The organism is Pseudomonadales bacterium, from assembly GCA_024234215.1.
In the GTDB taxonomy this organism is placed as follows: Bacteria; Pseudomonadota; Gammaproteobacteria; order Pseudomonadales; family UBA5862; genus JACKOQ01.
In genome coordinates this window covers 414,523-435,560 of record JACKOQ010000001.1, presented here as the reverse complement: position 1 = coordinate 435,560, position 21,038 = coordinate 414,523, and the positions used below count along the sequence as shown (strand labels likewise).

19 protein-coding genes, 1 tRNA gene and 1 rRNA gene are annotated in these 21,038 nt (G+C 63.8%); 14 read left to right on the top strand and 7 right to left on the bottom strand.

Annotated features, from left to right (window positions below; translation table 11 throughout):
- Window positions 1-42: 42 nt before the first annotated feature.
- A 16S ribosomal RNA gene (locus H7A13_02140) occupies window positions 43-1,587 on the bottom strand.
- 455 nt (window positions 1,588-2,042) lie between these two features.
- Between H7A13_02140 and tkt the strand changes: the two genes are divergently transcribed.
- From tkt to H7A13_02125, 3 genes are read left to right on the top strand one after another with little or no spacing between them, the layout of a single operon-like run.
- Entirely contained in the window at window positions 2,043-4,046 is a 2,004-nt protein-coding gene (gene tkt, locus H7A13_02135; GenBank protein MCP5332154.1) for a transketolase, read from the top strand.
- 37 nt (window positions 4,047-4,083) lie between these two features.
- A complete protein-coding gene (locus tag H7A13_02130; GenBank protein ID MCP5332153.1) occupies window positions 4,084-5,247 on the top strand; it encodes a phosphoglycerate kinase in 1,164 nt (387 codons plus the stop codon).
- Between the two features lie 41 nt (window positions 5,248-5,288).
- Entirely contained in the window at window positions 5,289-6,353 is a 1,065-nt protein-coding gene (locus H7A13_02125) for a fructose-bisphosphate aldolase class II (GenBank protein ID MCP5332152.1), read from the top strand.
- A 58-nt stretch (window positions 6,354-6,411) separates the two neighbouring features.
- Here the strand turns inward: H7A13_02125 and cysQ are convergent, their stop codons facing one another.
- Complete coding sequence (cysQ, locus tag H7A13_02120) at window positions 6,412-7,236, bottom strand: 3'(2'),5'-bisphosphate nucleotidase CysQ (GenBank protein ID MCP5332151.1); 825 nt, start codon at window positions 7,234-7,236, stop codon at window positions 6,412-6,414.
- 89 nt (window positions 7,237-7,325) lie between these two features.
- Between cysQ and yrfG the strand changes: the two genes are divergently transcribed.
- The 11 genes from yrfG to H7A13_02065 all read left to right on the top strand — a co-directional run bounded on the left by yrfG (window position 7,326) and on the right by H7A13_02065 (window position 15,899).
- Complete coding sequence (gene yrfG / locus H7A13_02115; protein ID MCP5332150.1) at window positions 7,326-7,973, top strand: GMP/IMP nucleotidase; 648 nt, start codon at window positions 7,326-7,328, stop codon at window positions 7,971-7,973.
- Window positions 7,967-8,389, top strand: coding sequence for an RNA-binding protein (locus H7A13_02110; GenBank protein MCP5332149.1), 423 nt, complete (start codon window positions 7,967-7,969; stop codon window positions 8,387-8,389). The genes yrfG and H7A13_02110 overlap by 7 nt, the downstream gene beginning before the upstream one ends.
- Before the next feature lie 159 nt (window positions 8,390-8,548).
- The gene (locus H7A13_02105; GenBank protein ID MCP5332148.1) at window positions 8,549-10,111 is read left to right on the top strand and encodes a phosphoenolpyruvate carboxykinase; all 1,563 of its coding nucleotides are present in this window, start codon (window positions 8,549-8,551) and stop codon (window positions 10,109-10,111) included.
- Between the two features lie 156 nt (window positions 10,112-10,267).
- Entirely contained in the window at window positions 10,268-11,800 is a 1,533-nt protein-coding gene (locus H7A13_02100; protein ID MCP5332147.1) for a glutamate--cysteine ligase, read from the top strand.
- Complete coding sequence (locus tag H7A13_02095; GenBank protein ID MCP5332146.1) at window positions 11,797-12,483, top strand: DUF479 domain-containing protein; 687 nt, start codon at window positions 11,797-11,799, stop codon at window positions 12,481-12,483. The genes H7A13_02100 and H7A13_02095 overlap by 4 nt, the downstream gene beginning before the upstream one ends.
- Window positions 12,435-12,935 carry a disulfide bond formation protein B gene (locus H7A13_02090; GenBank protein MCP5332145.1) on the top strand — a complete coding sequence of 167 codons (501 nt, stop codon included), beginning with the start codon at window positions 12,435-12,437 and terminating at the stop codon, window positions 12,933-12,935. The genes H7A13_02095 and H7A13_02090 overlap by 49 nt, the downstream gene beginning before the upstream one ends.
- Complete coding sequence (locus tag H7A13_02085; protein MCP5332144.1) at window positions 12,932-13,279, top strand: CidA/LrgA family protein; 348 nt, start codon at window positions 12,932-12,934, stop codon at window positions 13,277-13,279. Before H7A13_02090 ends, H7A13_02085 begins: the two co-directional genes overlap by 4 nt.
- Window positions 13,276-13,974: an LrgB family protein gene (locus H7A13_02080; protein ID MCP5332143.1), complete on the top strand. Its 699-nt coding sequence runs from the start codon at window positions 13,276-13,278 to the stop codon at window positions 13,972-13,974. The genes H7A13_02085 and H7A13_02080 overlap by 4 nt, the downstream gene beginning before the upstream one ends.
- Window positions 13,975-14,075: 101 nt before the next feature.
- Window positions 14,076-14,558 (top strand): Rsd/AlgQ family anti-sigma factor, encoded by a 483-nt coding sequence (locus H7A13_02075; GenBank protein ID MCP5332142.1) that lies wholly within the window; start codon window positions 14,076-14,078, stop codon window positions 14,556-14,558.
- 107 nt (window positions 14,559-14,665) lie between these two features.
- Complete coding sequence (locus tag H7A13_02070; protein MCP5332141.1) at window positions 14,666-15,190, top strand: superoxide dismutase family protein; 525 nt, start codon at window positions 14,666-14,668, stop codon at window positions 15,188-15,190.
- 148 nt (window positions 15,191-15,338) lie between these two features.
- Window positions 15,339-15,899 carry a hypothetical protein gene (locus H7A13_02065; GenBank protein ID MCP5332140.1) on the top strand — a complete coding sequence of 187 codons (561 nt, stop codon included), beginning with the start codon at window positions 15,339-15,341 and terminating at the stop codon, window positions 15,897-15,899.
- A gap of 146 nt (window positions 15,900-16,045) precedes the next feature.
- On the opposite strand, the gene H7A13_02060 is transcribed toward H7A13_02065, so the two are convergent.
- The 5 genes from H7A13_02060 to rpsU form a co-directional block, all read right to left on the bottom strand.
- A tRNA-Ile gene (locus tag H7A13_02060) sits at window positions 16,046-16,122 on the bottom strand.
- A 28-nt stretch (window positions 16,123-16,150) separates the two neighbouring features.
- Window positions 16,151-17,992, bottom strand: coding sequence for an RNA polymerase sigma factor RpoD (gene rpoD / locus H7A13_02055; GenBank protein MCP5332139.1), 1,842 nt, complete (start codon window positions 17,990-17,992; stop codon window positions 16,151-16,153).
- Window positions 17,993-18,258: 266 nt separating this feature from the next.
- Window positions 18,259-20,067, bottom strand: a complete 1,809-nt coding sequence (locus H7A13_02050; GenBank protein ID MCP5332138.1) for a DNA primase — start codon at window positions 20,065-20,067, stop codon at window positions 18,259-18,261.
- Window positions 20,068-20,132: 65 nt separating this feature from the next.
- Complete coding sequence (locus tag H7A13_02045; protein ID MCP5332137.1) at window positions 20,133-20,579, bottom strand: GatB/YqeY domain-containing protein; 447 nt, start codon at window positions 20,577-20,579, stop codon at window positions 20,133-20,135.
- Between the two features lie 29 nt (window positions 20,580-20,608).
- Window positions 20,609-20,824, bottom strand: a complete 216-nt coding sequence (gene rpsU / locus H7A13_02040) for a 30S ribosomal protein S21 (protein ID MCP5332136.1) — start codon at window positions 20,822-20,824, stop codon at window positions 20,609-20,611.
- Between the last annotated feature and the right edge of the window lie 214 nt (window positions 20,825-21,038).

Below are 21,038 nucleotides of genomic sequence, written 5' to 3'. Positions count from 1 at the left end.
TCAAGCAATACGTTGTGAGCGCTGATACAGGCTCAAGGATTCGTTTAAGGAGGTGATCCAGCCGCAGGTTCCCCTACGGCTACCTTGTTACGACTTCACCCCAGTCATGAATCACACCGTGGTAACCGTCCTCCCGAAGGTTAGACTAGCTACTTCTGGTGCAACCCACTCCCATGGTGTGACGGGCGGTGTGTACAAGGCCCGGGAACGTATTCACCGCGGCATTCTGATCCGCGATTACTAGCGATTCCGACTTCATGGAGTCGAGTTGCAGACTCCAATCCGGACTACGATTGGCTTTCTGGGATTGGCTTGCCCTCGCGGGTTAGCAGCCCTCTGTACCAACCATTGTAGCACGTGTGTAGCCCTGGCCGTAAGGGCCATGATGACTTGACGTCATCCCCACCTTCCTCCGGTTTGTCACCGGCAGTCTCCTTAGAGTTCCCGGCATGACCCGCTGGCAAATAAGGACAAGGGTTGCGCTCGTTACGGGACTTAACCCAACATCTCACGACACGAGCTGACGACAGCCATGCAGCACCTGTCTCTCGGTTCCCGAAGGCACCAAGTCATCTCTGACAAGTTCCGAGGATGTCAAGGGCAGGTAAGGTTCTTCGCGTTGCATCGAATTAAACCACATGCTCCACCGCTTGTGCGGGCCCCCGTCAATTCATTTGAGTTTTAGCCTTGCGGCCGTACTCCCCAGGCGGAGAACTTAGCGCGTTAGCTACGCCACCAAACCCCGAAGGGCCCGACGGCCAGTTCTCATCGTTTACAGCGTGGACTACCAGGGTATCTAATCCTGTTTGATCCCCACGCTTTCGCACCTCAGCGTCAGTATCAGTCCAGGGGGCCGCCTTCGCCACTGATGTTCCTCCCGATCTCTACGCATTTCACCGCTACACCGGGAATTCCGCCCCCCTCTACCATACTCTAGCCTGACAGTTTGGGATGCAGTTCCCAGGTTGAGCCCAGGGCTTTCACATCCCACTTGTCAAACCGCCTACGTGCGCTTTACGCCCAGTAATTCCGATTAACGCTTGCACCCTCCGTATTACCGCGGCTGCTGGCACGGAGTTAGCCGGTGCTTATTCTGTGGGTAACGTCAATCATCCATGGTATTAGCATGAATGCCTTCCTCCCCACCTAAAGGGCTTTACAACCCGAAGGCCTTCTTCACCCACGCGGCATGGCTGGATCAGGCTTGCGCCCATTGTCCAATATTCCCCACTGCTGCCTCCCGTAGGAGTCCGGACCGTGTCTCAGTTCCGGTGTGACTGGTCATCCTCTCAGACCAGCTACGGATCGTCGCCTTGGTGAGCCCTTACCCCACCAACTAGCTAATCCGACGCAGGCTCATCCAATAGCGCGAGGTCCGAAGATCCCCCGCTTTCCCCCTCAGGGCGTATGCGGTATTAGCCTGGGTTTCCCCAGGTTATCCCCCACTACTGGGTAGATTCCTACGTGTTACTCACCCGTCCGCCACTCGCCACCCAAAGAGCAAGCTCTTCTGTGCTGCCGTTCGACTTGCATGTGTTAGGCCTGCCGCCAGCGTTCAATCTGAGCCATGATCAAACTCTTCAGTTATTTCATCTCTTCGCAGCACTCCGCCAAACTTCAGCGAAGCACCACTGTCTGCTCAGAACATACTTTCATCAAACTCAAATGTTCAACGAGTACGCTCTTATCAGGTGTCCTCGACACCCGTAAAAGCGCCCACACGTATTGCTTGATCCAATCTCTTAAAGATCACGGCCGCCCTCAGCAACCGTCAGAGCAGCGCATTATACGGACCAATCCAGTCGTGGCAAGAGGTTTCGCGGATTAATTTTTCACGCAACCGTCACATAGGGCATCCGGCCTGTCTTGCGCTCTGCTCGAACAGGCGGTCACCTCCCCTCCTTCTATCTGCCTGCAGCTACCAGCTTCATTGCTGCCCCGCATGGCATGGGTGAAAATGGCGACCCTGTTTTCACGGCGTATCCATTTTCGACAGCCGCTGCTCCCGCAGCGGCGATGGTTGCCACTAGCGGAGTTGTCTTATGTCTCGGTCAGATGCCCTCGCCAATGCCATCCGCTTCCTCAGCATGGATGCGGTGGAGCAGGCCAAATCGGGCCACCCCGGCGCGCCCATGGGCATGGCTGACATGGCCACCGTGCTGTGGCGCAACCATCTGCGTCACGATCCGCGCCAACCGCAGTGGGCGGATCGTGACCGCTTCGTGCTTTCGAATGGCCACGCATCGATGCTGCTCTACTCTCTGCTGCATCTGAGTGGCTATGACGTGACGCTGGATGATCTGCGCCGGTTTCGTCAGCTCGACTCCAAGACTGCCGGCCACCCGGAATATCTCCACTGTCCCGGCGTTGAGACCACCACCGGTCCGCTGGGACAGGGTCTGGCGAATGCAGTCGGCATGGCGCTCGCCGAGCGGTTGCTGGCAGAGCAGTTCAACCGTCCCGGCTTCGACATCGTCGACCACCGCACCTGGGTGTTCGTCGGTGACGGCTGTCTGATGGAGGGCATCTCGCACGAGGCCTGCTCACTGGCCGGCACCCTCGGGCTGGGCAAGCTGACCCTTTTTTATGATGACAATGGCATCTCCATCGATGGCGAGGTCGAGGGCTGGTTCACCGACGACACCGCAGCCCGTTTTCGCGCCTATGGCTGGCAGGTGCTGGGCCCGATCGATGGCCACGACGCCAACGCCATCGAAGCGGCGATCCAGGCTGCCAAGGCCGAAGCCACCCGCCCGGCACTGATCATCTGCAAAACCACCATCGGCTTCGGCGCACCCACCAAGGCCGGAACCGAGTCGGTGCATGGCGCACCGCTGGGCGCGACGGAGGTGGCGGCAGCGCGCCAGCAACTGAACTGGCCCCATCCGCCATTCGTGATTCCGGAGGAGATTCGCGTGGCCTGGGATGCCCGCGCCAGCGGCGCGGCGCTCGCTCGGCAGTGGCAGGCGCTGTTCGCGGCCTACCGCGACGCCCACCCGGAACTGGCCGCCGAATTCGAGCGGCGACAGAGTGGTGCACTGCCCAGCGACTTTCTTGCCCAGGCCAACCACCACATCGAATCGCTACAACAGCAAGGGGTGACCGTCGCCAGCCGCAAGGCGTCGCAGATGGCGCTCGAGACCTACTCGCCGCAGCTTCCCGAACTGCTGGGCGGTTCGGCCGACCTGACTGGCTCCAACCTCACCAACTGGTCCGGCAGTCAATCGATCGGCGCCGACAACGGCGGCAACTACCTGCACTATGGTGTCCGCGAATTTGCGATGGGCGCGATGATGAACGGCATCGCGCTGCATGGTGGATTCATCCCTTACGGCGGCACCTTCCTGGTGTTTCTCGACTATGCCCGCAACGCGGTGCGCATGGCGGCACTGATGCGGCAGCGGCTGGTGTGGGTCTTTACCCATGATTCGATCGGCCTGGGTGAGGATGGCCCGACCCACCAACCGATCGAGCAGTTGTCCGGTCTGCGCAGCACGCCCAACCTCTCGACCTGGCGCCCCTGTGACGCGGTCGAGAGCGCAGTGGCCTGGCGCGAGGCACTGCTGCGCCGCGACGGCCCGACGGCGCTGGCACTGAGCCGGCAGAATCTGCCGCACCAGCCGCGCGATGCCGCACAGCTTGCCGCGATTGGTCGCGGCGGCTACATCCTCCATGAGCCGGCACAACCGCCGCGGGCCGTGGTGATCGCCACCGGTTCTGAGGTGGCGCTGGCGATGCGTGCGGCGCAACAGCTCGACGAGCGCGCCCTGCCGGTGCGGGTGGTGTCGATGCCTTCGACCGACCGTTTTCTGGCCCAGAGCAGCGACTACCGTGACCAGGTGCTGCCGGCAGGCGTGCCGCGCATCGCGGTGGAGGCAGCCCATCCTGACTGCTGGTATCGTTTTGTCGGGCTCGAGGGTCGGGTGATCGGCATCAACGATTTCGGCAAGTCGGCGCCGGCCGAACAGCTGTTCCAGCACTTCGGCATCACTGTCGAACGCGTCGTGGCGACCGTGCTGGAGTTGACTGGTCAGTCGAGCAGCTAATCCAGACCAGACCTGATCCATTCCAAGGAGCTTTGGCATGACATTCAAACGGATGCTCGACCTTGACCTCAGCGGCAAGCGGGTACTGATTCGCGAAGACCTCAATGTGCCGATCAAGCAGGGGCGCATCGGCAGTGACGCCCGCCTGCTGGCCAGCCTGCCGACACTGCGTGCGGCGCTCGATGCCGGCGCCCGGGTGATGGTGCTGTCGCATCTGGGCCGCCCCGAAGAGGGCAAGTTCGACCCGGAACTGTCGCTGGCACCGGTCGCCGCCCGGCTCGGTGAGCTGCTCGGGCGCGAGGTGCCGCTGGTGCGTGACTGGCTCGACGGTGTCGAGGTGGCTGCGGGCAGCCTGGTGCTGTGCGAGAACGTCCGTTTCAACAAGGGTGAGAAGAAGGATGATCCCGCCCTGGCACAGAAGATGGCGGCACTGTGCGACATCTTCGTGATGGATGCCTTCGGCACCGCCCACCGCGCCGAAGCCTCGACCCATGGCGTGGTGCAGCATGCCCCGGTCGCCTGTGCCGGTCCATTGCTGGCCGCCGAGCTGGATGCACTGGCGCTGGCGCTCAAGAATCCGCAGCGGCCGCTGCTGGCGATCGTCGGTGGCTCCAAGGTGTCGACCAAGCTGACGGTGCTCGATTCACTGTCGCAAAAGGTCGACCGGCTGATCGTCGGCGGCGGCATCGCCAACACTTTTCTGGCCGCCGCCGGCTACCCGGTGGGCCGCTCGCTGTTCGAGGCCGATCTGCTCGACGAAGCGCGGCGGCTGATGGCCAATGGGCAGATTCCACTGCCGAGCGACGTGGTGGTGGCCACCGAGTTGAGCGCCGAAGCCCGCGCCACCATCAAGCCGGTCGATGCCGTCGCAGAAAATGAGATGATCCTCGACATCGGCCCGGTCACTGCCGCCAGCTATGCCGAGATCATTCAGCAGATGGGCACGGTGCTCTGGAATGGCCCGGTCGGCGTCTTTGAACATGAGCAGTTCGGCCATGGCACCCGGACAGTGGCCGAAGCCATTGCTGCCAGCACGGCCTTTTCACTGGCCGGCGGGGGCGATACGCTGGCCGCGATCGACAAATATGGCATCGGCGAGCGGCTCTCCTACATCTCCACCGGCGGCGGCGCCTTTCTTGAATATGTCGAGGGCAAGACCCTGCCGGCCGTTGCGGCGCTCGAACTGCGCGCCAGCCGCTGAAGAATCACTTATCCACCAATCTCAATCAAAGGTGAACGATCATGGCCCTAGTCAGCATGCGTCAACTGCTGGACCACGCCGCCGAGCATGGTTACGGCGTACCCGCCTTCAACGTCAACAACCTGGAGCAGATGCGGGCGATTCTCGAAGCCGCCAGTGAGACCGACAGCCCGGTCATCGTGCAGGCATCGGCCGGCGCCCGCAAATATGCCGGTGCCAACTTCCTGCGCCACCTAATCCTGGCGGCGGTCGAGGAGTTTCCGCACATCCCGGTGGTGATGCATCAGGACCACGGCACCAGTCCGGCCGTCTGCCAGCGCTCGATCCAGCTCGGCTTCTCATCGGTGATGATGGATGGCTCACTGGGCGAGGACGGCAAGACCCCCACCGACTATGACTACAATGTGGCCGTCACCCGCCGGGTGGTGGAGATGGCCCACGCCTGCGGCGTTTCGGTCGAGGGCGAACTGGGCTGTCTCGGTTCACTGGAGACCGGCACCGCCGGAAAGGAGGACGGCATCGGCGCCGATGGCGTATTGAGCCATGACCAACTGCTGACCGACCCCGATGAGGCTGCCCGCTTCGTCAAGGAGACCGAGGTCGACGCGCTGGCCATTGCCATCGGCACCAGCCATGGCGCCTACAAGTTCAGCCGCCCACCGACCGGTGACATTCTCGCCATCGATCGCATCAAGGCGATCAACGCCCGCATTCCCGACACCCATCTGGTGATGCATGGCTCCTCCTCGGTGCCGCAGGAGTGGCTGGCGATCATCAACGAGTATGGCGGCGAGATTCCGGAGACCTACGGCGTGCCGGTCGAAGAGATCCAGGCCGGCATCAAGCATGGCGTGCGCAAGATCAACATCGATACCGACCTGCGGCTCGCCTCGACCGGCGCCATTCGCCGCTACTTGGCGCAGCACCCGTCCGAGTTCGATCCGCGCAAATACCTCAGCGAGACCGTCAAGGCGATGAAGTCGATCGTCAAGGCGCGCTATGAAGCCTTCGGCACCGCCGGGCAGGCCTCGAAGATCAAACCGGTCTCGCTCGAGCTGTTCTACCAGCGCTATCAGCGGGGCGAGCTGAAGCCGCGCATCCAGTGAGCCTTCCACCCTGCCGAGGCCATCCCCCCTGATGGCCCCGGCAGGAGGGCGACCAGGCTCAGAGCAGCACCGACCGCCAGTCGATGCCGCGGTCGCCCATGGCGTAGAAGAAGGGATTGAGCAGCTCCTCTTTCTGGTTGTAGCGCAATGGCTGCAACTGCGGGTCGGTCAGCATGCCGCCGGCGGCTTCGAGCACCGCCTGGGCCGCAGCGGTGTCCCACTCACAGGTGGGACCGAGACGGGGGTAGAGGTCGGCCTCACCGGCCGCCACCAGACAGATCTTCAGCGAGCTGCCCATGTTGGTCAGCTCCACTGGCCCCAGTTTTGCGCGAATGCGCTCGATGCAGGCCTCCAGTTGCTCGGTGCCATGCCGGCGACTGCCGACCACCACCACCGGCTGCTGTGCCGCCAGCCGTGGCGCCAGCGGCCGGACCTGAATCGTCCGCGCCGGCTGGCCCGACTGCCGGCTCTGCGCACCCAGCCCCTGCGCGCCGGCATAGGTACGTTGCTGCACCGGCACATGGACCACACCGAGCACCGGACAACCCGCCTCGATCAACGCGATATTGACAGTGAATTCGCCATTGCGGTTGATGAACTCCTTGGTGCCATCGAGCGGGTCGATCAGCCAGTAACGCTGCCAGCTTCGGCGCTCTGCTGTCGTGATACCCCCCGACTCCTCGGAAAGCAGTGGAATCTCCGGCGTCAACCGCGCCAGCTCGGCCACGATCAGGTGGTGCGCCGCCAGGTCAGCAGCCGTCAGCGGCGAGGTGTCGGCCTTGTCGGTCACGCCGTGGTCATCGCGTTGATAGATTTCGAGTATCGCGTCGCCGGCATGGCAGGCGATGTCAATGACAGCTTCGAGCAGGGCGCGTTGATCCATGGTGGTTCCTGTAGAATGCGGAGGTTCAAAAGGCTTGCCCGCACAAGCCTAACAGCAAAACCGCCCTTGCCAACCGCCGGATTGACCGAATGCTCGACTGGAAAGAGATCGACACCGTACTGCTCGACATGGATGGCACCCTGCTCGACCTGCACTTCGACAACCACTTCTGGGTCGAACATCTGCCGCGCCGCTATGCCGAACGGCATGGCATGGCGCTGACCGAGGCGGCGCCACGGCTGCGGCAGGCGGTGGCCAACCAGCAGGGAACGCTCAACTGGTACTGTCTCGACTTCTGGTCGCGCACGCTGGAGCTCGACATCGTCGGACTCAAGCGCGAGGTGGCCCACCTGATCGCACTGCGTGGTGATACCGTGGCCTTTCTGCAGCGACTGGCCACCGAGCGCAAGCAGCGCATCCTGATCACCAATGCCCACCGCGACAGCCTCGACCTCAAGCTGCTCCACACCCGGCTCGATCAGCACCTCGATGCGCTCTACAGCGCCCACGATTTCGGCCAGCCCAAGGAACAGCCGACCCTCTGGCAATCGCTGCAACAGGTGACACCGTTCGATCCGGCCCGCACCCTGCTGATCGACGACAACGAGTCGGTGCTGCGCAGCGCGCAGCAGTTCGGCATTCGCCACCTGATCACCATCGCCCAGCCGGACAGTCAGCAGCCCCCTCGCGACGGGCTTGCCTTTCCGGCGATCGAGCAGTTCTCGGCCCTATGGTAAAAAAGGTCAGCGAACCTGCCGACGCCGAACCGGTCCGGCTCGACAAATGGCTGTGGGCAGCACGCTTCTTCAAAAGCCGGACGCTGGCCCAGGAGGCAATCAGTGGCGGCAAGGTCCACTACAACGGCCAGCGGGTCAAACCGGGTCGGGAGGTGCAGATCGGCGCCCTGCTGCGCATCCGTCTGGGTTGGGATGAGAAGGAGGTGGTGGTGCGCGCGCTGTCGGCACGACGCGGCGCCGCACCCATTGCCCAACAGCTCTATGAAGAGACCTCCGCCAGCCTCGCTGCCCGTGAAGCGCGTGGCCAAATGCGCCAGCTCGATCGGTTGCTGGCCGCCCCACCGCCGGGTCGCCCCACCAAACGGCAGCGGCGGCAGTTGCACAATCTGCAAGATGCTTCAGACTTTGAGCCATGATGGCAGCGGCCGCAAACATGGCACAGCAGGGCCGCTTTTGCCATAATTGCCGGCCATGGCGCCTTCCCGACCGATCACACCATCCCGCATCGTGCCCCTCAGCCGCTTTACCTGCGCCAGTTCATTCACCGCCCACCGCATACAGGATCGAGTAAGCCCATGACCACTGCGCTCTCCGCCAAGATCGAACCCGCGATTTACCGCGACCTCAGCCCCGCCCAACTGGCCGAAGAGGCCGTCCGACGGGGTGAGGGCATCCTTGCAAGCAATGGCGCACTGGTCGTCTCCACCGGCCGACGCACCGGTCGCTCGCCAGTCGACCGCTTCATCGTCGAAGAGCCCAGCACCGCCGATGCCATCCACTGGGGGGCGATCAACCGGCCATTCAATGCCGATGATTTCGATGCATTGTGGGAACGGGTCGAGAGCTACCTGGCCGACAAGGACCAGTTCGTCTCTCACCTGCATGTCGGTGCCGATCCGGAGCATTACATCCCGACGCGGGTGACCACCGAAACCGCCTGGCACAACCTCTTTGGCCGCAACCTGTTCATCCAGCCCGGAAAATACAACCCCAAGGGCAAGGGTGAGTGGCAGATTATCAATGCCGCCAACTTCGTCTGCGATCCCAAGCGTGACGGCACCAACAGCGATGGCACCGTCATCATCCACTTCGCCCAGCGCAAGGTCCTGCTGGCCGGCATGAAGTACGCCGGCGAGATGAAAAAGGCGATGTTCGCGGTGCAGAATTTTCTGCTGCCCGAAAAAGACGTGCTGCCGATGCACTGCGCCGCCAACATGGGCGATGATCAGTCGGTGACGCTCTTCTTTGGCCTCTCCGGCACCGGCAAGACCACCCTGTCGGCCGATCCGGAACGCTACCTGATCGGTGATGACGAGCATGGCTGGGGTCGTGGTACCGTCTTCAACATCGAGGGCGGCTGCTATGCCAAATGCATCAACCTGAGCCGCGAGAACGAGCCGGTGATCTGGGATGCGATCAAGTTCGGCTCGGTGATCGAAAATGTGGTGGTCAACCCGCTCACCCGCGAACCCGACTATGCCGATGACTCCCTGACCCAGAACAGCCGGGCGGTCTATCCGCGCGAGCATGTCGAGCGACGGGTCGAGGAGAACCGCGCCGGCGAACCGAAGGTGATCATCTTTCTGACCTGCGACCTCACCGGCGTGATTCCGCCGGTGTCGCTGCTGTCGAAAGAGGCCGCCGCCTACCACTTCCTGAGTGGCTACACCGCGCTGGTCGGCTCCACAGAAATGGGCTCGGGCGGCGGCATCAAGTCGACCTTCTCCACCTGCTTCGGCGCGCCGTTCTTTCCGCGGCCACCGAGCGTCTACGCCGAGTTGCTGATGAAGCGGATCGAGGAGTTCGGCAGCCAGGTCTATCTGGTCAACACCGGCTGGACCGGCGGCGCCCATGGCCGCGGCGGCCAGCGCTTCAGCATCCCCACCACCCGCGCCATCATCAAGGCGGTGCAGTCCGGCGCGCTGCTCCATGTCGAGACCGAACTGCTGCCGGGACTCAATCTGCGCGTTCCCACCAGTGTGCCGGGCGTCGATCCAAAGCTGCTGAACCCGCGCAACACCTGGGAAGACCCTGCCGCCTATGACGCGCAGGCACGCAACCTGATCCAGCAGTTCGCCGACAACTTCAAGAAGTTCACCGTCTCCGACGCCATCCTGCAGGCGGGCCCCGCTCTGTAACCGCCATGCCCTGGAGGACTCCCCTGCGGAGTTCTCCAGCAGGTCGAATCACCCGTGGCCGTGGTAGAGTCTCCGGCTCAACACTCGCGCTGGAGTTTGACCGTGCCCAATGACAACACCGACCTCTCCACGTTCGACAGCGATGAGCTGGCGCCGATGTTGCGCGGCATTCTTCGCGGCATCGAGAAGGAGAGCCTGCGCATCGACCGCAGCGGATTGCTGGCGCCGACCCGCCATCCGGCCGCGCTGGGCTCGGCGCTGACCCATCCGCTGATCACCACCGACTACTCCGAAGCGCTGATCGAGCTGATCACCCCCACCTCGACCGGCATCGAGGCGACGCTGACACTGCTCGACGAGATCCACCGCTGTGTCTATGGCGCCCTCGATCAGGAGCTGCTCTGGTGTGCCAGCATGCCCTGCGTGCTCGCCGACGATACGCAGATTCCGGTGGCGGAGTATGGCAACTCGAACATCGGCCGCCTGAAGCACCTCTACCGCATCGGCCTGGGCCACCGCTACGGCCGGGCGATGCAGACCATTGCCGGCATCCACTACAACTTCTCGCTGCCCGACAGCCTGTGGCAGGCCCTGCAGGCGCGGCAGGGCGACCGGCGTTCGCTGAACGACTACAAGACCGACCGCTACTTTGCACTGATCCGCAACTTCCGCCGACACTTCTGGCTGCTGATCTATCTGTTCGGTGCGGCCCCGGCGCTGTGTCGCAGCCTGGTCGCCAATCGGCCACATCAGCTCGAATCCTTCGATGACGGCTCGCTCTACCTGCCTTACGCCACCTCGCTGCGCATGGGCAGCGTCGGCTACCAGAGCGATGCCCAGTCGAGCCTGACCATCACCCACAACGACCTCGACAACTACATCGACACGCTCTACGGTGCCATGACCACCCCCTATCCCGCCTATCAGAAGATCGGCGTCAAGGTCGATGGCGAGTACCGGCAGATCAACGCCAACCTGCTGCAGATCGAAAACGAGTACTACAGCCCGATCCGCCCCAAACGGGTGGCGAACTCGGGTGAAAAACCGCTCCATGCGCTGCACCAGCGCGGCGTGGAGTATGTCGAGGTGCGCTGCCTCGATCTCAACCCCTACCTGCCGCTTGGCATCGATGCCGAGCAGATTCGCCTGCTCGACATCTTTCTGCTGAACGCCGCCCTTGACGACAGTCCGCCAATCAGCCGTGACGAGTGCCACGCCATCCAGCACAACCAGAAAACCGTCGTCAACGAGGGACGCCGTCCCGGAGTGACCCTGCTTCGCGCCGGCAGCCCGGTGCGACTGACCGACTGGGGCCATGCGCTGATGGAGCAGATGGCGCCCGCCGCGGAACAGCTCGACCAAAGCTGGGGTGGCGACAGCTACCGCCAGACCCTCACCCGGCTCACCGCCCGGCTGCACGATGCAGACCTGACCCCGGCCGCACGCATCCTGGCCGAGATGCGCGATCAGCGCCTCAGCTTCTCGCAGTTCGCCATGCAGCACTCCCTGGCGCACGAACGGCACTTTCGCAGCCGGCCGCTGCCGCCGGACCGGCACGCCCATTTCGCCGAACTGGCCGAGGCCTCCTGGCATGCGCAGCAGCAGATCGAAGCCAGCGACCAGCTCGATTTCGACAGCTTCCTGCAGGCCTATCAGCAACAGCCGATTCGCGATGAAACCCGGGCATGAACCATCTGGCCCACTTCCTGCTGGCCGGCACCGAGGATGAGTGGCGACTGGGGGCACTGCTGGGCGACTTTCGCAAGGGACCGATCGCCACCCCCTACCCCGACCTGCTCAGTGCCAGCATCATGCTGCACCGGCGCATCGATGCCTTCTGCGACCGCCATCCGCTGACACGGCAACTGATCGAACACTTTCCGCCGGCACTGCGCCGCCTGGGTCCGATTCTGCTCGACCTTGGCCGGGACCACTTCCTCAGCCGCCACTTCACCTGTTTCAGCCCGCAGCCGCTGGCCGACCATGCCGCCGACATCTATGCACTGCTGGAGCGCGAGCAGGCGCGGTTGCCGGCCGAGGCAGCCCGTTTCGCCCGTCTGCTGGCACAGCACGACCTGCTCTGCCGCTATCTCGACCCCGCCGCAGTCGGCGCGACAGCGGCGCGCATCATTCAGCGGCGACTGGGTCCACACCAGCCGGTGCAGCAACTCGAACGGTTCTGGCTGGCGCATTACGACCAGATCGGCGAGAATTTCCGCGAATTTTTCCCGCTGCTGTATGACTTCGCGGCCATTGAGCGCGAACGCCTGCGACAGGCGGTGATTCCGCCGCTCCCTGCAACCCATTCCGAACAGATCGACCGATGCTCTCCTGGCGCTACTGGCTGCAAACCCGTCCTCTCAATGGCCTGATCCTGCTCGGCTGTGCGCTGCTGCTGGCCATTGCCCTCGGGCTGGAACATGGCCTCGGCCTGCTGCCCTGCAATCTCTGCATCCTGCAACGGATCGCCTTCGCCGCCATCGGCCTGACCGCACTGCTGGCGCTGCTGCACAACCCGGCACGGGTCGGCCGCAAGATGTATGGCCTGCTGATGCTGATCTTCGCCGACCTCGGCATCGCGCTGGCAGGGCGGCAGATCTGGCTGCAACACCTGCCACCGGAGCAGGTGCCGGCCTGTCTGCCGACCATCGACTACCTGGTGAAGGTGATGCCGCTCAACGACGTGCTGTTGCTGGCACTCAAGGGCGATGGCAACTGCGCCGAGGTGACCTGGCGCCTGCTCGGGTTGTCGATCGCCGACTGGTCGCTGCTCGCCTTCGTGCTCTTTTGCGGCCTTGCCCTCGTGCAGTTGCTGCGGCGATGATCCGTGGCCTCACCCTGCTGTTCGCCGCCCAGTGGCTGGGCGAAGTCACCACCCGCCTGCTGCAGCTGCCGATTCCCGGTGCAGTGCTCGGCATGTTGCTGCTGATGCTGTTGCTGCGCGCGGCACCCGGCCTGATCGATGATGCCGAGAGCGCCGGTGGCCCGCTGGTCAGCCATCTGTCGCTGTTCTTCATCCCGCCACTGATCGCCGCGCTCTTTCTGGTCGGGCTCTCCGCCAGTGAATGGATGCGGCTGCTGCTCGCCATCACCCTCAGCACCTTGGGCGCGCTGGTCGCGACCGCCCTCACCCTCAAATGGGCGCTGGCGCGCTGGCCCGGTCGATGAGTGCGCTGCTGCCGATGCCGGTGACGGCCCTCGCGCTGACGCTCGGCGGCTACCTGCTGGCGCTGTGGATGCATCGCCGGCTGGGACGGCCGGTCTGGCTCCATCCGGTGCTGATCGCCGCCCTGCCGATCGCGCTGCTGATCGGACTCGGCCTGCTCGACGCCGGCGACTACCGCCAGGCCAGCCAGCCGCTGGTGCTGCTGCTGGGACCGGCCACGGTCGCGCTCGGCCTGCCACTGCGCCGCCACTGGGATGAGATTCGCCGGCTCTGGGGGCCGCTCAGCATCGCGCTGCTGATCGGAGTGGCCACCGCCACCGCCAGCGCCATGCTGCTGGCCGACTGGCTCGGACTCGACCGCCGGCTGATCGCCACCATCGCGCCCAAGACCGCCACCTCGCCGATCGCCATGGAGGTGGCACGCATTCTCGGCGGCGAACCGGGTCTGGCCGCCGGTCTGGTCATCATCACCGGCATCATCGGCGCCACCGCCGGGCCGGTGCTGTTCGATTGGCTCGGCATCAGCGACCCACGCATTCGCGGCTTCAGCCTCGGTCTGGCTGCCCATGGCGTCGGCACCGCCCGCGCCCTCGACGAGGGTGCTCAGGCCGGCGCCTTCGCCAGCCTCGCCCTTGGCCTTACCGGCACGCTGGTCGCGCTGGCAATCCCCACCGTTCTGGTCTATTGGTTTGCATGAGGCTGTGAAGTAGGTCACATTCACGGTTTCTTGTAGACTGGCCAACCCCGGCGCTCGCCAGCGATCGGCACGCCTTTCAGGATTCGACCCAGGTGCAACCCATGCAGAAAGAACAACGACGGCAACCGGCCGACACGACCACTCCGATCGAAACCCTGCTGCACGACTGGCTGCAACGACGCCAGGAACTGACCGTGCTCTATGTCGCCGTCGATGGTCTGCGGCAGTTCACCCCCAAGAAGGTGCCGATCACCATCAAGGTGCAGGCGCTCTGTCAGGCACTGCTCGACTACCTCTGCGCCGGCCACTTCAAGGTGTTCGAGCGGCTGATCGAGGAGTTCGAGCACCACGACGCCGACAGCCGGGCCCTGGCCGCCCGGCTGCTGCGCCAGATCGACCGCAGCACCGCCGCCGCCATCGCCTTCAACGACATCTACGACACCGAAGCGCACTGCGCCGAACTGCTCGATGCCCTGCCGGAGGATCTGTCGCGTCTCGGCTTGGTGCTGGCCGAACGGTTCGAGCTCGAAGACCAGTTGATCGAACGGCTGCAACAACGGCAACCGCAGCCCAGCATGGCCTGAGCGCACGCTGGCGACGGACCGTCTCGTCGATCAGTGGCCTGATGTCCACCTGCGGCTGGATGAATGGAACACGACCTGGAATTTCCCTCGCACACAAGGAGCCCCCCATGCGCATTCCCGCCCTCTTCGCCACCTGCCTGCTCGCCAGCACCGCGGCGCTGGCTGCCGAGACCAGCACCCCCCTCAACCTGGTGACGGCCCAGGGCATCGGCGCCGCCGTGGGCAGCGTGCGCATCACCGAAACTCCCTATGGACTGGTGTTCCAGCCGGCCCTGCAGGGACTGCCACCGGGCCTGCACGGCTTTCATGTGCATGAGCATGGCACCTGCATGCCGGCGCAGAAAAATGGTGTCGCAGTGGCGGCGCTGGCGGCGGGTGGCCACCTCGACCCCAAAGGCAGCAAGAAGCATGGCGAGCCCTGGGGCGATGGCCATCTGGGTGACCTGCCGCCGCTCCATGTCGCCGCAGATGGCAGCGCCACCCACCCGGTACTGGCCCCCCGACTCAAGCTGGCGGATGTCAGCGGCCGCGCGCTGATGCTGCACGCCGGCGGCGACAACCACGCCGACCAGCCCGCGCCACTCGGTGGCGGCGGCGAGCGCATGGCCTGTGGCGTCATCCCCCAGCCATAGCGTGGCCGGCGCTCATTGTTGCATGAATGGGCGCACGGATGGACGCCAGCCGCAATGCCTGAGGAAACCGCGGTCTGTCTCCAAGGCGGGAACGGGATTATCCATCCGGAAAAATTGGGCTGTCTAATTCTAGTCGGGCGTGTCGGAAATGAACCCGGAACAGCAAACCTTCCTTGAAGATGAATTTTTCAGCATGACGCTGATGGCTACAGTGCAGCGTGGAAAACTATACCGAGTAGGCTCGGGCGAAGCCGAGAAGGATGCATTCCGCCGTGCTCTGCGCTCAGAACTGGAGCGTCTCACCGAGCAATATAGTGTCGGCGTTTCGGAAGCGCAGCACCTTGCGAACATCGAGAGCCTTGCAAACTCCCTATCTGGTTCGCACCCCAATGCTCTGAATGCAGGACGGTTCAGAATCGGCTCCGCGCAAAAAGCGCTCAATCTCCACCTCAAGTACATGTGGTGCCTAGGACTGATTCCGGCACCGCCGCACTGCCCGTTTGATTTTATGGTCTTGTCGCGCATCCCAACCTGTCGGAACGTGAAATGGACACAACATGACTCTTTACCCGAATACGAGCGAATTGTCTGTCTTGCCAAAACGGCGGCAGGCAACAGCCCCCTTGCCGAGTGGGAGTTGCGCTTGTACAACGCCGCCCAGCCCGTCGCTCCAGCGGGATGCGCCGCAAGCGGCGCGCCCCTGAGCTAGCACGTTGAGAATCGGGGACGACGAGAATCGGGGACAGACCCCGACGAGAATCGGGGACAGACCCCAGTTTCCTCGGTTTCCGCTCCACTTTGGCAGAAACCGTACCCCCAATCCTTACTTCGGCCAACAGTTTTACGGTGGTGATTTGGTGGGCCTTGCAGGACTTGAACCTGCGACCAATCGATTATGAGTCGAGCGCTCTGACCAACTGAGCTAAAGGCCCGGAGACTTCGTCGACCGGCGCTGCCGGTTCACTCGTCGAGAAAACTGCGCAGATGCTCGGAGCGGGAGGGGTGGCGCAGTTTGCGCAACGCCTTGGCCTCGATCTGCCGGATTCGCTCGCGGGTGACGTCGAACTGCTTGCCGACCTCCTCGAGCGTGTGATCGGTGTTCATGTCGATGCCGAAGCGCATCCGCAGCACCTTGGCCTCCCGTGCGGTCAGCCCGGCCAGCACCTCGCGGGTGGCCTCCTTCAGGCTCTCGGCGGTGGCGGCCTCGATCGGCAGATCGACCGTGTTGTCCTCGATGAAGTCACCGAGGTGCGAATCTTCATCATCGCCGATCGGCGTCTCCATCGAGATCGGCTCCTTGGCGATCTTCAGCACCTTGCGCACCTTGTCTTCGGGCATCTCCATGCGTTCGCCCAGCTCTTCGGGTGTCGGCTCCCGTCCCATCTCCTGCAGCATCTGCCGGGAGATGCGGTTGAGCTTGTTGATGGTCTCGATCATGTGCACCGGAATGCGGATCGTGCGCGCCTGGTCGGCGATCGAGCGGGTGATGGCCTGGCGAATCCACCAAGTGGCGTAGGTCGAGAATTTGTAGCCGCGGCGGTACTCGAACTTGTCGACCGCCTTCATCAGGCCGATGTTGCCCTCCTGAATCAGGTCGAGGAACTGCAGGCCGCGGTTGGTGTACTTCTTGGCGATCGAGATCACCAGCCGCAGGTTGGCCTCGACCATCTCCTTCTTCGCACGGCGCGCGCGGGCCTCGCCCAGCGACATGCGCCGGTTGATCTCCTTGATCTCGCCGATGGTCAGACCCACCTCGCTCTCGATCGCCTGCAGGCGCCGCTGCAGCCGCTGCACCTCATCCCTGACCGCAACCAGGCCGCGGAATTTGGCCTTGCTCTTGCCATGGCCGGCGGCAACCCGATCGATCCACTCCGGGTCGGCCTCGTGGCCGGGGAACTGGGTGATGAAGTCGCGCCGCGCCATCTGCCCTTCGCGCAGACAGAGGTTCATGATCTCGCGCTCCTGCTCGCGAATCCGGGTCAGCACCGCCCGGATCGAAGCCACCATCGGATCGAAGATACGCGGGGTGAACTTGAAGAACTTGAAGACATCACCCACGGCCTGCAGGGCTTCGTCGGCAGGCTTGCTGCCACGACCATGGGTTTTCAGCGCCTGCTCGCTGGCTTCGAACCTGAGCATCAGGTCGGCAAAACGGCGTGCGGCCTCTTCTGGATCGGGACCGGTATCGACCTCGCTCTCCTCGCTCTCTTCGGTGACGACGTCGGCGGCCAATTCAGCCTCTTCCTCGACGACCGGCACCACCTCCTCGACCGGCAGCGCGACGACCGGATCGAGATAACCGCTGATCAGCTCGGCCAAGCGGCGCTCACCCATGCCGACCCGGGCATATTCATCGAGCACCTTGCCAACGGTGCCGGGATAGCAGGCCATCGCACAGAGCATCTCGCGCACACCCTCTTCGATGCGCTTGGCAATGACGATCTCACCTTCACGGGTCAGCAGGTCGACGCTGCCCATTTCGCGCATGTACATCCGCACCGGATCGGTGGTGCGACCGACCTCGCTCTCCACGGCAGCCAGCACTGCGACGGCTTCGGCGGTCGCAGTCTCATCCGCGGTGGCATCGCCTTCGGTCATCATCAGGGTGTCGACATCGGGGGTCTCCTCAAAGACACCAATCCCCATGTCGTTGATCATCTGGATGATCTCTTCGACCTGATCAGGGTCGGAAATGTCCTCAGGCAGGTGGTCGTTCACCTCCGCGTAGGTCAGGAAACCCTGCTCCCGTCCCCGGGTGATGAGCATTTTGATACGGGACTGCTGCTGTTCCATTTCGGACATTGCACACCTTTAGCAAAGTGGTCGGACCGGATCGGTCCGACGAAGAGCAAAAACCAACGCTTCAACTCCGATCAAGATAGTCGCAAGCGCTGTTCGATGTGGTGATCTTTCCCGCAAAAGCAAGGAGGGGATGCACAATCAGACAAAAGGTTCTGGATTGGATGGCTCGCCGGCCAAAAAATTCCCGTGATCGACCAGGATTCATTCGCAGGCATCTCGCCCAACCAAACGCGAAATACTACCAGAAATTTTTTAATGATGCTGGACTACCGCCGAGGCGGCGCAGAGGCTCCCGCTCTTTCGCTCTCCAGCAGCACCTTCAATTGCGCTTTTTCGTCCGGCGTCAACGCATCGAACGGACGGGCCAGCAACGCATCGAGCAGCCTGCGCTCGCCATGGCCACTCAGCTTGGCGAGCAGCGCATCAAGCTCCACCTCGGCCTGCGGCTGCGACAGAAAACTCTCCCGTGCCGCCAGTCTGGCCAGCAGATCGGCCTGGTCGGTGCCATGCCAGCGGCCAAGCAGTGCGGCCACCCCAAGCCCGGGCGACCTCTGCAACTGCTGGAGCACTTCGCGCAGCAACTGACTGTCGCCCTGCGTCGGAAAATCACGCAGCGCATTGACACAGGCCTGGCGTGTCGCCAGCAGCGGCCACTTCAGCAGCAGCAGCAGCGCGGCCTGGGCCGGCGGCAGCGGCTGACGCCCGCGCCCAGTGCGCCGCTGATGCAGGGGGGGACGGGCATGAGGCATCGAGTCAAACGGGCGCGAATCGGGATCGGGCTGCTCGACCTGCGTCGCTGATGTCAGCAGCAGATCAGCCGCGGCGATGCCGGTCAGTTCCGCCAGCCGCTGCACCATCAATTGCCGGAATGAACCGGTTCGCAGCCGCTCCAGAAACGGGCGCGCCAGGCTGACCAGCCGCGCCCGGCCATCGATGCTGCCCATGTCGACCTGCGCGCAAAGCTCGCTGTAGAAGAATTCCGACAGCGGTTGCGCCTGCTGGCTGCGCGCCGCAAAGGCCTCCGCCCCCTCCTTGCGCACCAGCGAGTCCGGATCCTCCCCGTCAGGCAGAAACAGAAAGCGTGCCTGCTGCCCCTCCTGCAGCAGGGGGAGCAGATGCTCCAGTGCCCGCCAGGCGGCACGGCGCCCCGCTGCGTCACCATCGAAGCAGAACAGCAGCTCATGGACGCGGCGATAGGCCAGCTTGAGATGTTCGACACTGGTGGCGGTGCCAAGCGTCGCCACTGCATGGGTGAGGCCATGCTGCGCCAGCGCCACCACATCCATGTAACCCTCGACCAGCAGCAACCGGTCCAGTTGCCGCTGCGCCTGGATCGCCTCATGCAGGCCGTAGAGCAGATGGCTCTTCTGGAACAGTGGCGACTCGGAGGAGTTGAGGTACTTGGGCTGCCCTTCGCCCAGCAGCCGGCCACCGAAGCCGACCGTGCGGCCGCGCGGATCGCGGATCGGAAAGATCACCCGATTGCGAAAGCGGTCACGCGCGACACCGCCGTCACTCTTCTGGATCAGCCCCAGTTCGAGCAGCGCCTGCTCTTGCGTCGGAAATTGCTGCAGCAGGGCGCTGCCGGCCGTCGGCGGCGCAAAGCCGATCGCAAAGCGCTCGATGATGTCGCGGTCGAGACCGCGCTGATGCAGATAGCGCCTTGCCGTCTCGGCAGCCGGGCCGCTGGAGAGTTGGCGCCGGTAGTGGTCGGCCACCTGCGCCAGCAACTGGTGGTGCGCCTCGCGCTGGCGCTCCTGCGCACTCGGCTTCTCGCCTTCAGGCAGCGCGACACCGACCCGCCGCGCCAACTGCTCGACCGCCTGCGGAAATTCGAGTCGGTCGTAGGCGATCAGAAATCCCAACGCGTTGCCGCTCGCGCCACAGCCGAAGCAGTGATAGAACTGCTTGTCGCCGTTGACCGAGAACGAGGGGCTCTTCTCCTGATGGAACGGACAGAGGCCGAAGTGGTTGGCGCCCGACTTGCGCAGCCGGATGCGCTCGCCGACCAGATCGACGATGTCGACCCGCTCGAGCAGGTCATCGATGAAGGATTGGGGAATCAGACCGGCCATGACGCTTCACAACAGTGGCCCCGGACTGGAGCCGACCGCCACTGTGCGCGAAACCGAGGCGTGGATCAACCGCTGAGTCGGGCCTTGACGGCGGCACTGACGCTGGCCATTTCGGCGCGTCCCTGCACTCTGGGCTTGAGCCAGGCCATGACCGCGCCCATCGCCTGCGGACCGCTGACCGTCAGTTGCCCGAGCGCCTCGTCGATCAGCGCGGCAATCTCCTGCTGTGTCAGCGGTGTCGGCAGAAAGGCCTGGATCGTCGCGATCTCGAACCGCTCCTGCTCGGCCAGATCGTCGCGCGCAGCACGCTCGAAGTGGTCGAGCGAGTCGCGCCGCTGCTTGAGCATGCGGTCGAGCAGCGTGATGACCCGGGCATCGTCGAGCTCGATGCGCTCATCGACCTCGACACGCTTGATCTCGGCCATGACCAGCCGCAGCGCGGCGACGCGGCGTTTCTCGCCGGCCTTCATCGCCTGCTTGACCGATTCGGCGATCTGCGTCTTGAGGGGGATGGAGCTCATGCTGCGCGGCAGCGAGGGGATCAGTAGAGTCGCTGCAGGCGGCGCGATTCGCGCTGCAACTTCTTGGCGTGGCGCTTGACGGCCGCGGCAGCCTTGCGTTTGCGCACCGAAGTGGGCTTTTCATAGAATTCGCGGCGACGCACCTCGGCCATGACACCGGCCTTTTCACAGGCGCGCTTGAAGCGGCGCAGCGCGACATCGAAGGGTTCGTTCTCTTTGATCTTCACCGACGGCATATAGGATCCTGTGTGGGTTTGATTCCAACGCCCATGACAATGGGCCCCGGCTTGATGGAGCGGGGCCGGCATTCTAGCACCGATCGGAAGCGGTACAAACCATCGGGAGAATTTCGACCGGTGGGCGACAGGCCCATCGAGGCGAAGCGTGATCACCACGCGGCCCAACGATTCCACACGCCGGTCGGGACGGCTATCATCGTTCCCCCTTCTG

Bases quoted from the DNA above. Each gene is read 5' to 3' on its own strand.
- tkt (MCP5332154.1), top strand. From the start codon at position 2,043: ATGTCTCGGTCAGATGCCCTCGCCAATGCCATCCGCTTCCTCAGCATG.
- H7A13_02130 (MCP5332153.1), top strand. From the start codon at position 4,084: ATGACATTCAAACGGATGCTCGACCTTGACCTCAGCGGCAAGCGGGTA.
- H7A13_02125 (MCP5332152.1), top strand. From the start codon at position 5,289: ATGGCCCTAGTCAGCATGCGTCAACTGCTGGACCACGCCGCCGAGCAT.
- cysQ (MCP5332151.1), bottom strand. From the start codon at position 7,236: ATGGATCAACGCGCCCTGCTCGAAGCTGTCATTGACATCGCCTGCCAT.
- yrfG (MCP5332150.1), top strand. From the start codon at position 7,326: ATGCTCGACTGGAAAGAGATCGACACCGTACTGCTCGACATGGATGGC.
- H7A13_02110 (MCP5332149.1), top strand. From the start codon at position 7,967: ATGGTAAAAAAGGTCAGCGAACCTGCCGACGCCGAACCGGTCCGGCTC.
- H7A13_02105 (MCP5332148.1), top strand. From the start codon at position 8,549: ATGACCACTGCGCTCTCCGCCAAGATCGAACCCGCGATTTACCGCGAC.
- H7A13_02100 (MCP5332147.1), top strand. From the start codon at position 10,268: ATGTTGCGCGGCATTCTTCGCGGCATCGAGAAGGAGAGCCTGCGCATC.
- H7A13_02095 (MCP5332146.1), top strand. From the start codon at position 11,797: ATGAACCATCTGGCCCACTTCCTGCTGGCCGGCACCGAGGATGAGTGG.
- H7A13_02090 (MCP5332145.1), top strand. From the start codon at position 12,435: ATGCTCTCCTGGCGCTACTGGCTGCAAACCCGTCCTCTCAATGGCCTG.
- H7A13_02085 (MCP5332144.1), top strand. From the start codon at position 12,932: ATGATCCGTGGCCTCACCCTGCTGTTCGCCGCCCAGTGGCTGGGCGAA.
- H7A13_02080 (MCP5332143.1), top strand. From the start codon at position 13,276: ATGAGTGCGCTGCTGCCGATGCCGGTGACGGCCCTCGCGCTGACGCTC.
- H7A13_02075 (MCP5332142.1), top strand. From the start codon at position 14,076: ATGCAGAAAGAACAACGACGGCAACCGGCCGACACGACCACTCCGATC.
- H7A13_02070 (MCP5332141.1), top strand. From the start codon at position 14,666: ATGCGCATTCCCGCCCTCTTCGCCACCTGCCTGCTCGCCAGCACCGCG.
- H7A13_02065 (MCP5332140.1), top strand. From the start codon at position 15,339: ATGAACCCGGAACAGCAAACCTTCCTTGAAGATGAATTTTTCAGCATG.
- rpoD (MCP5332139.1), bottom strand. From the start codon at position 17,992: ATGTCCGAAATGGAACAGCAGCAGTCCCGTATCAAAATGCTCATCACC.
- H7A13_02050 (MCP5332138.1), bottom strand. From the start codon at position 20,067: ATGGCCGGTCTGATTCCCCAATCCTTCATCGATGACCTGCTCGAGCGG.
- rpsU (MCP5332136.1), bottom strand. From the start codon at position 20,824: ATGCCGTCGGTGAAGATCAAAGAGAACGAACCCTTCGATGTCGCGCTG.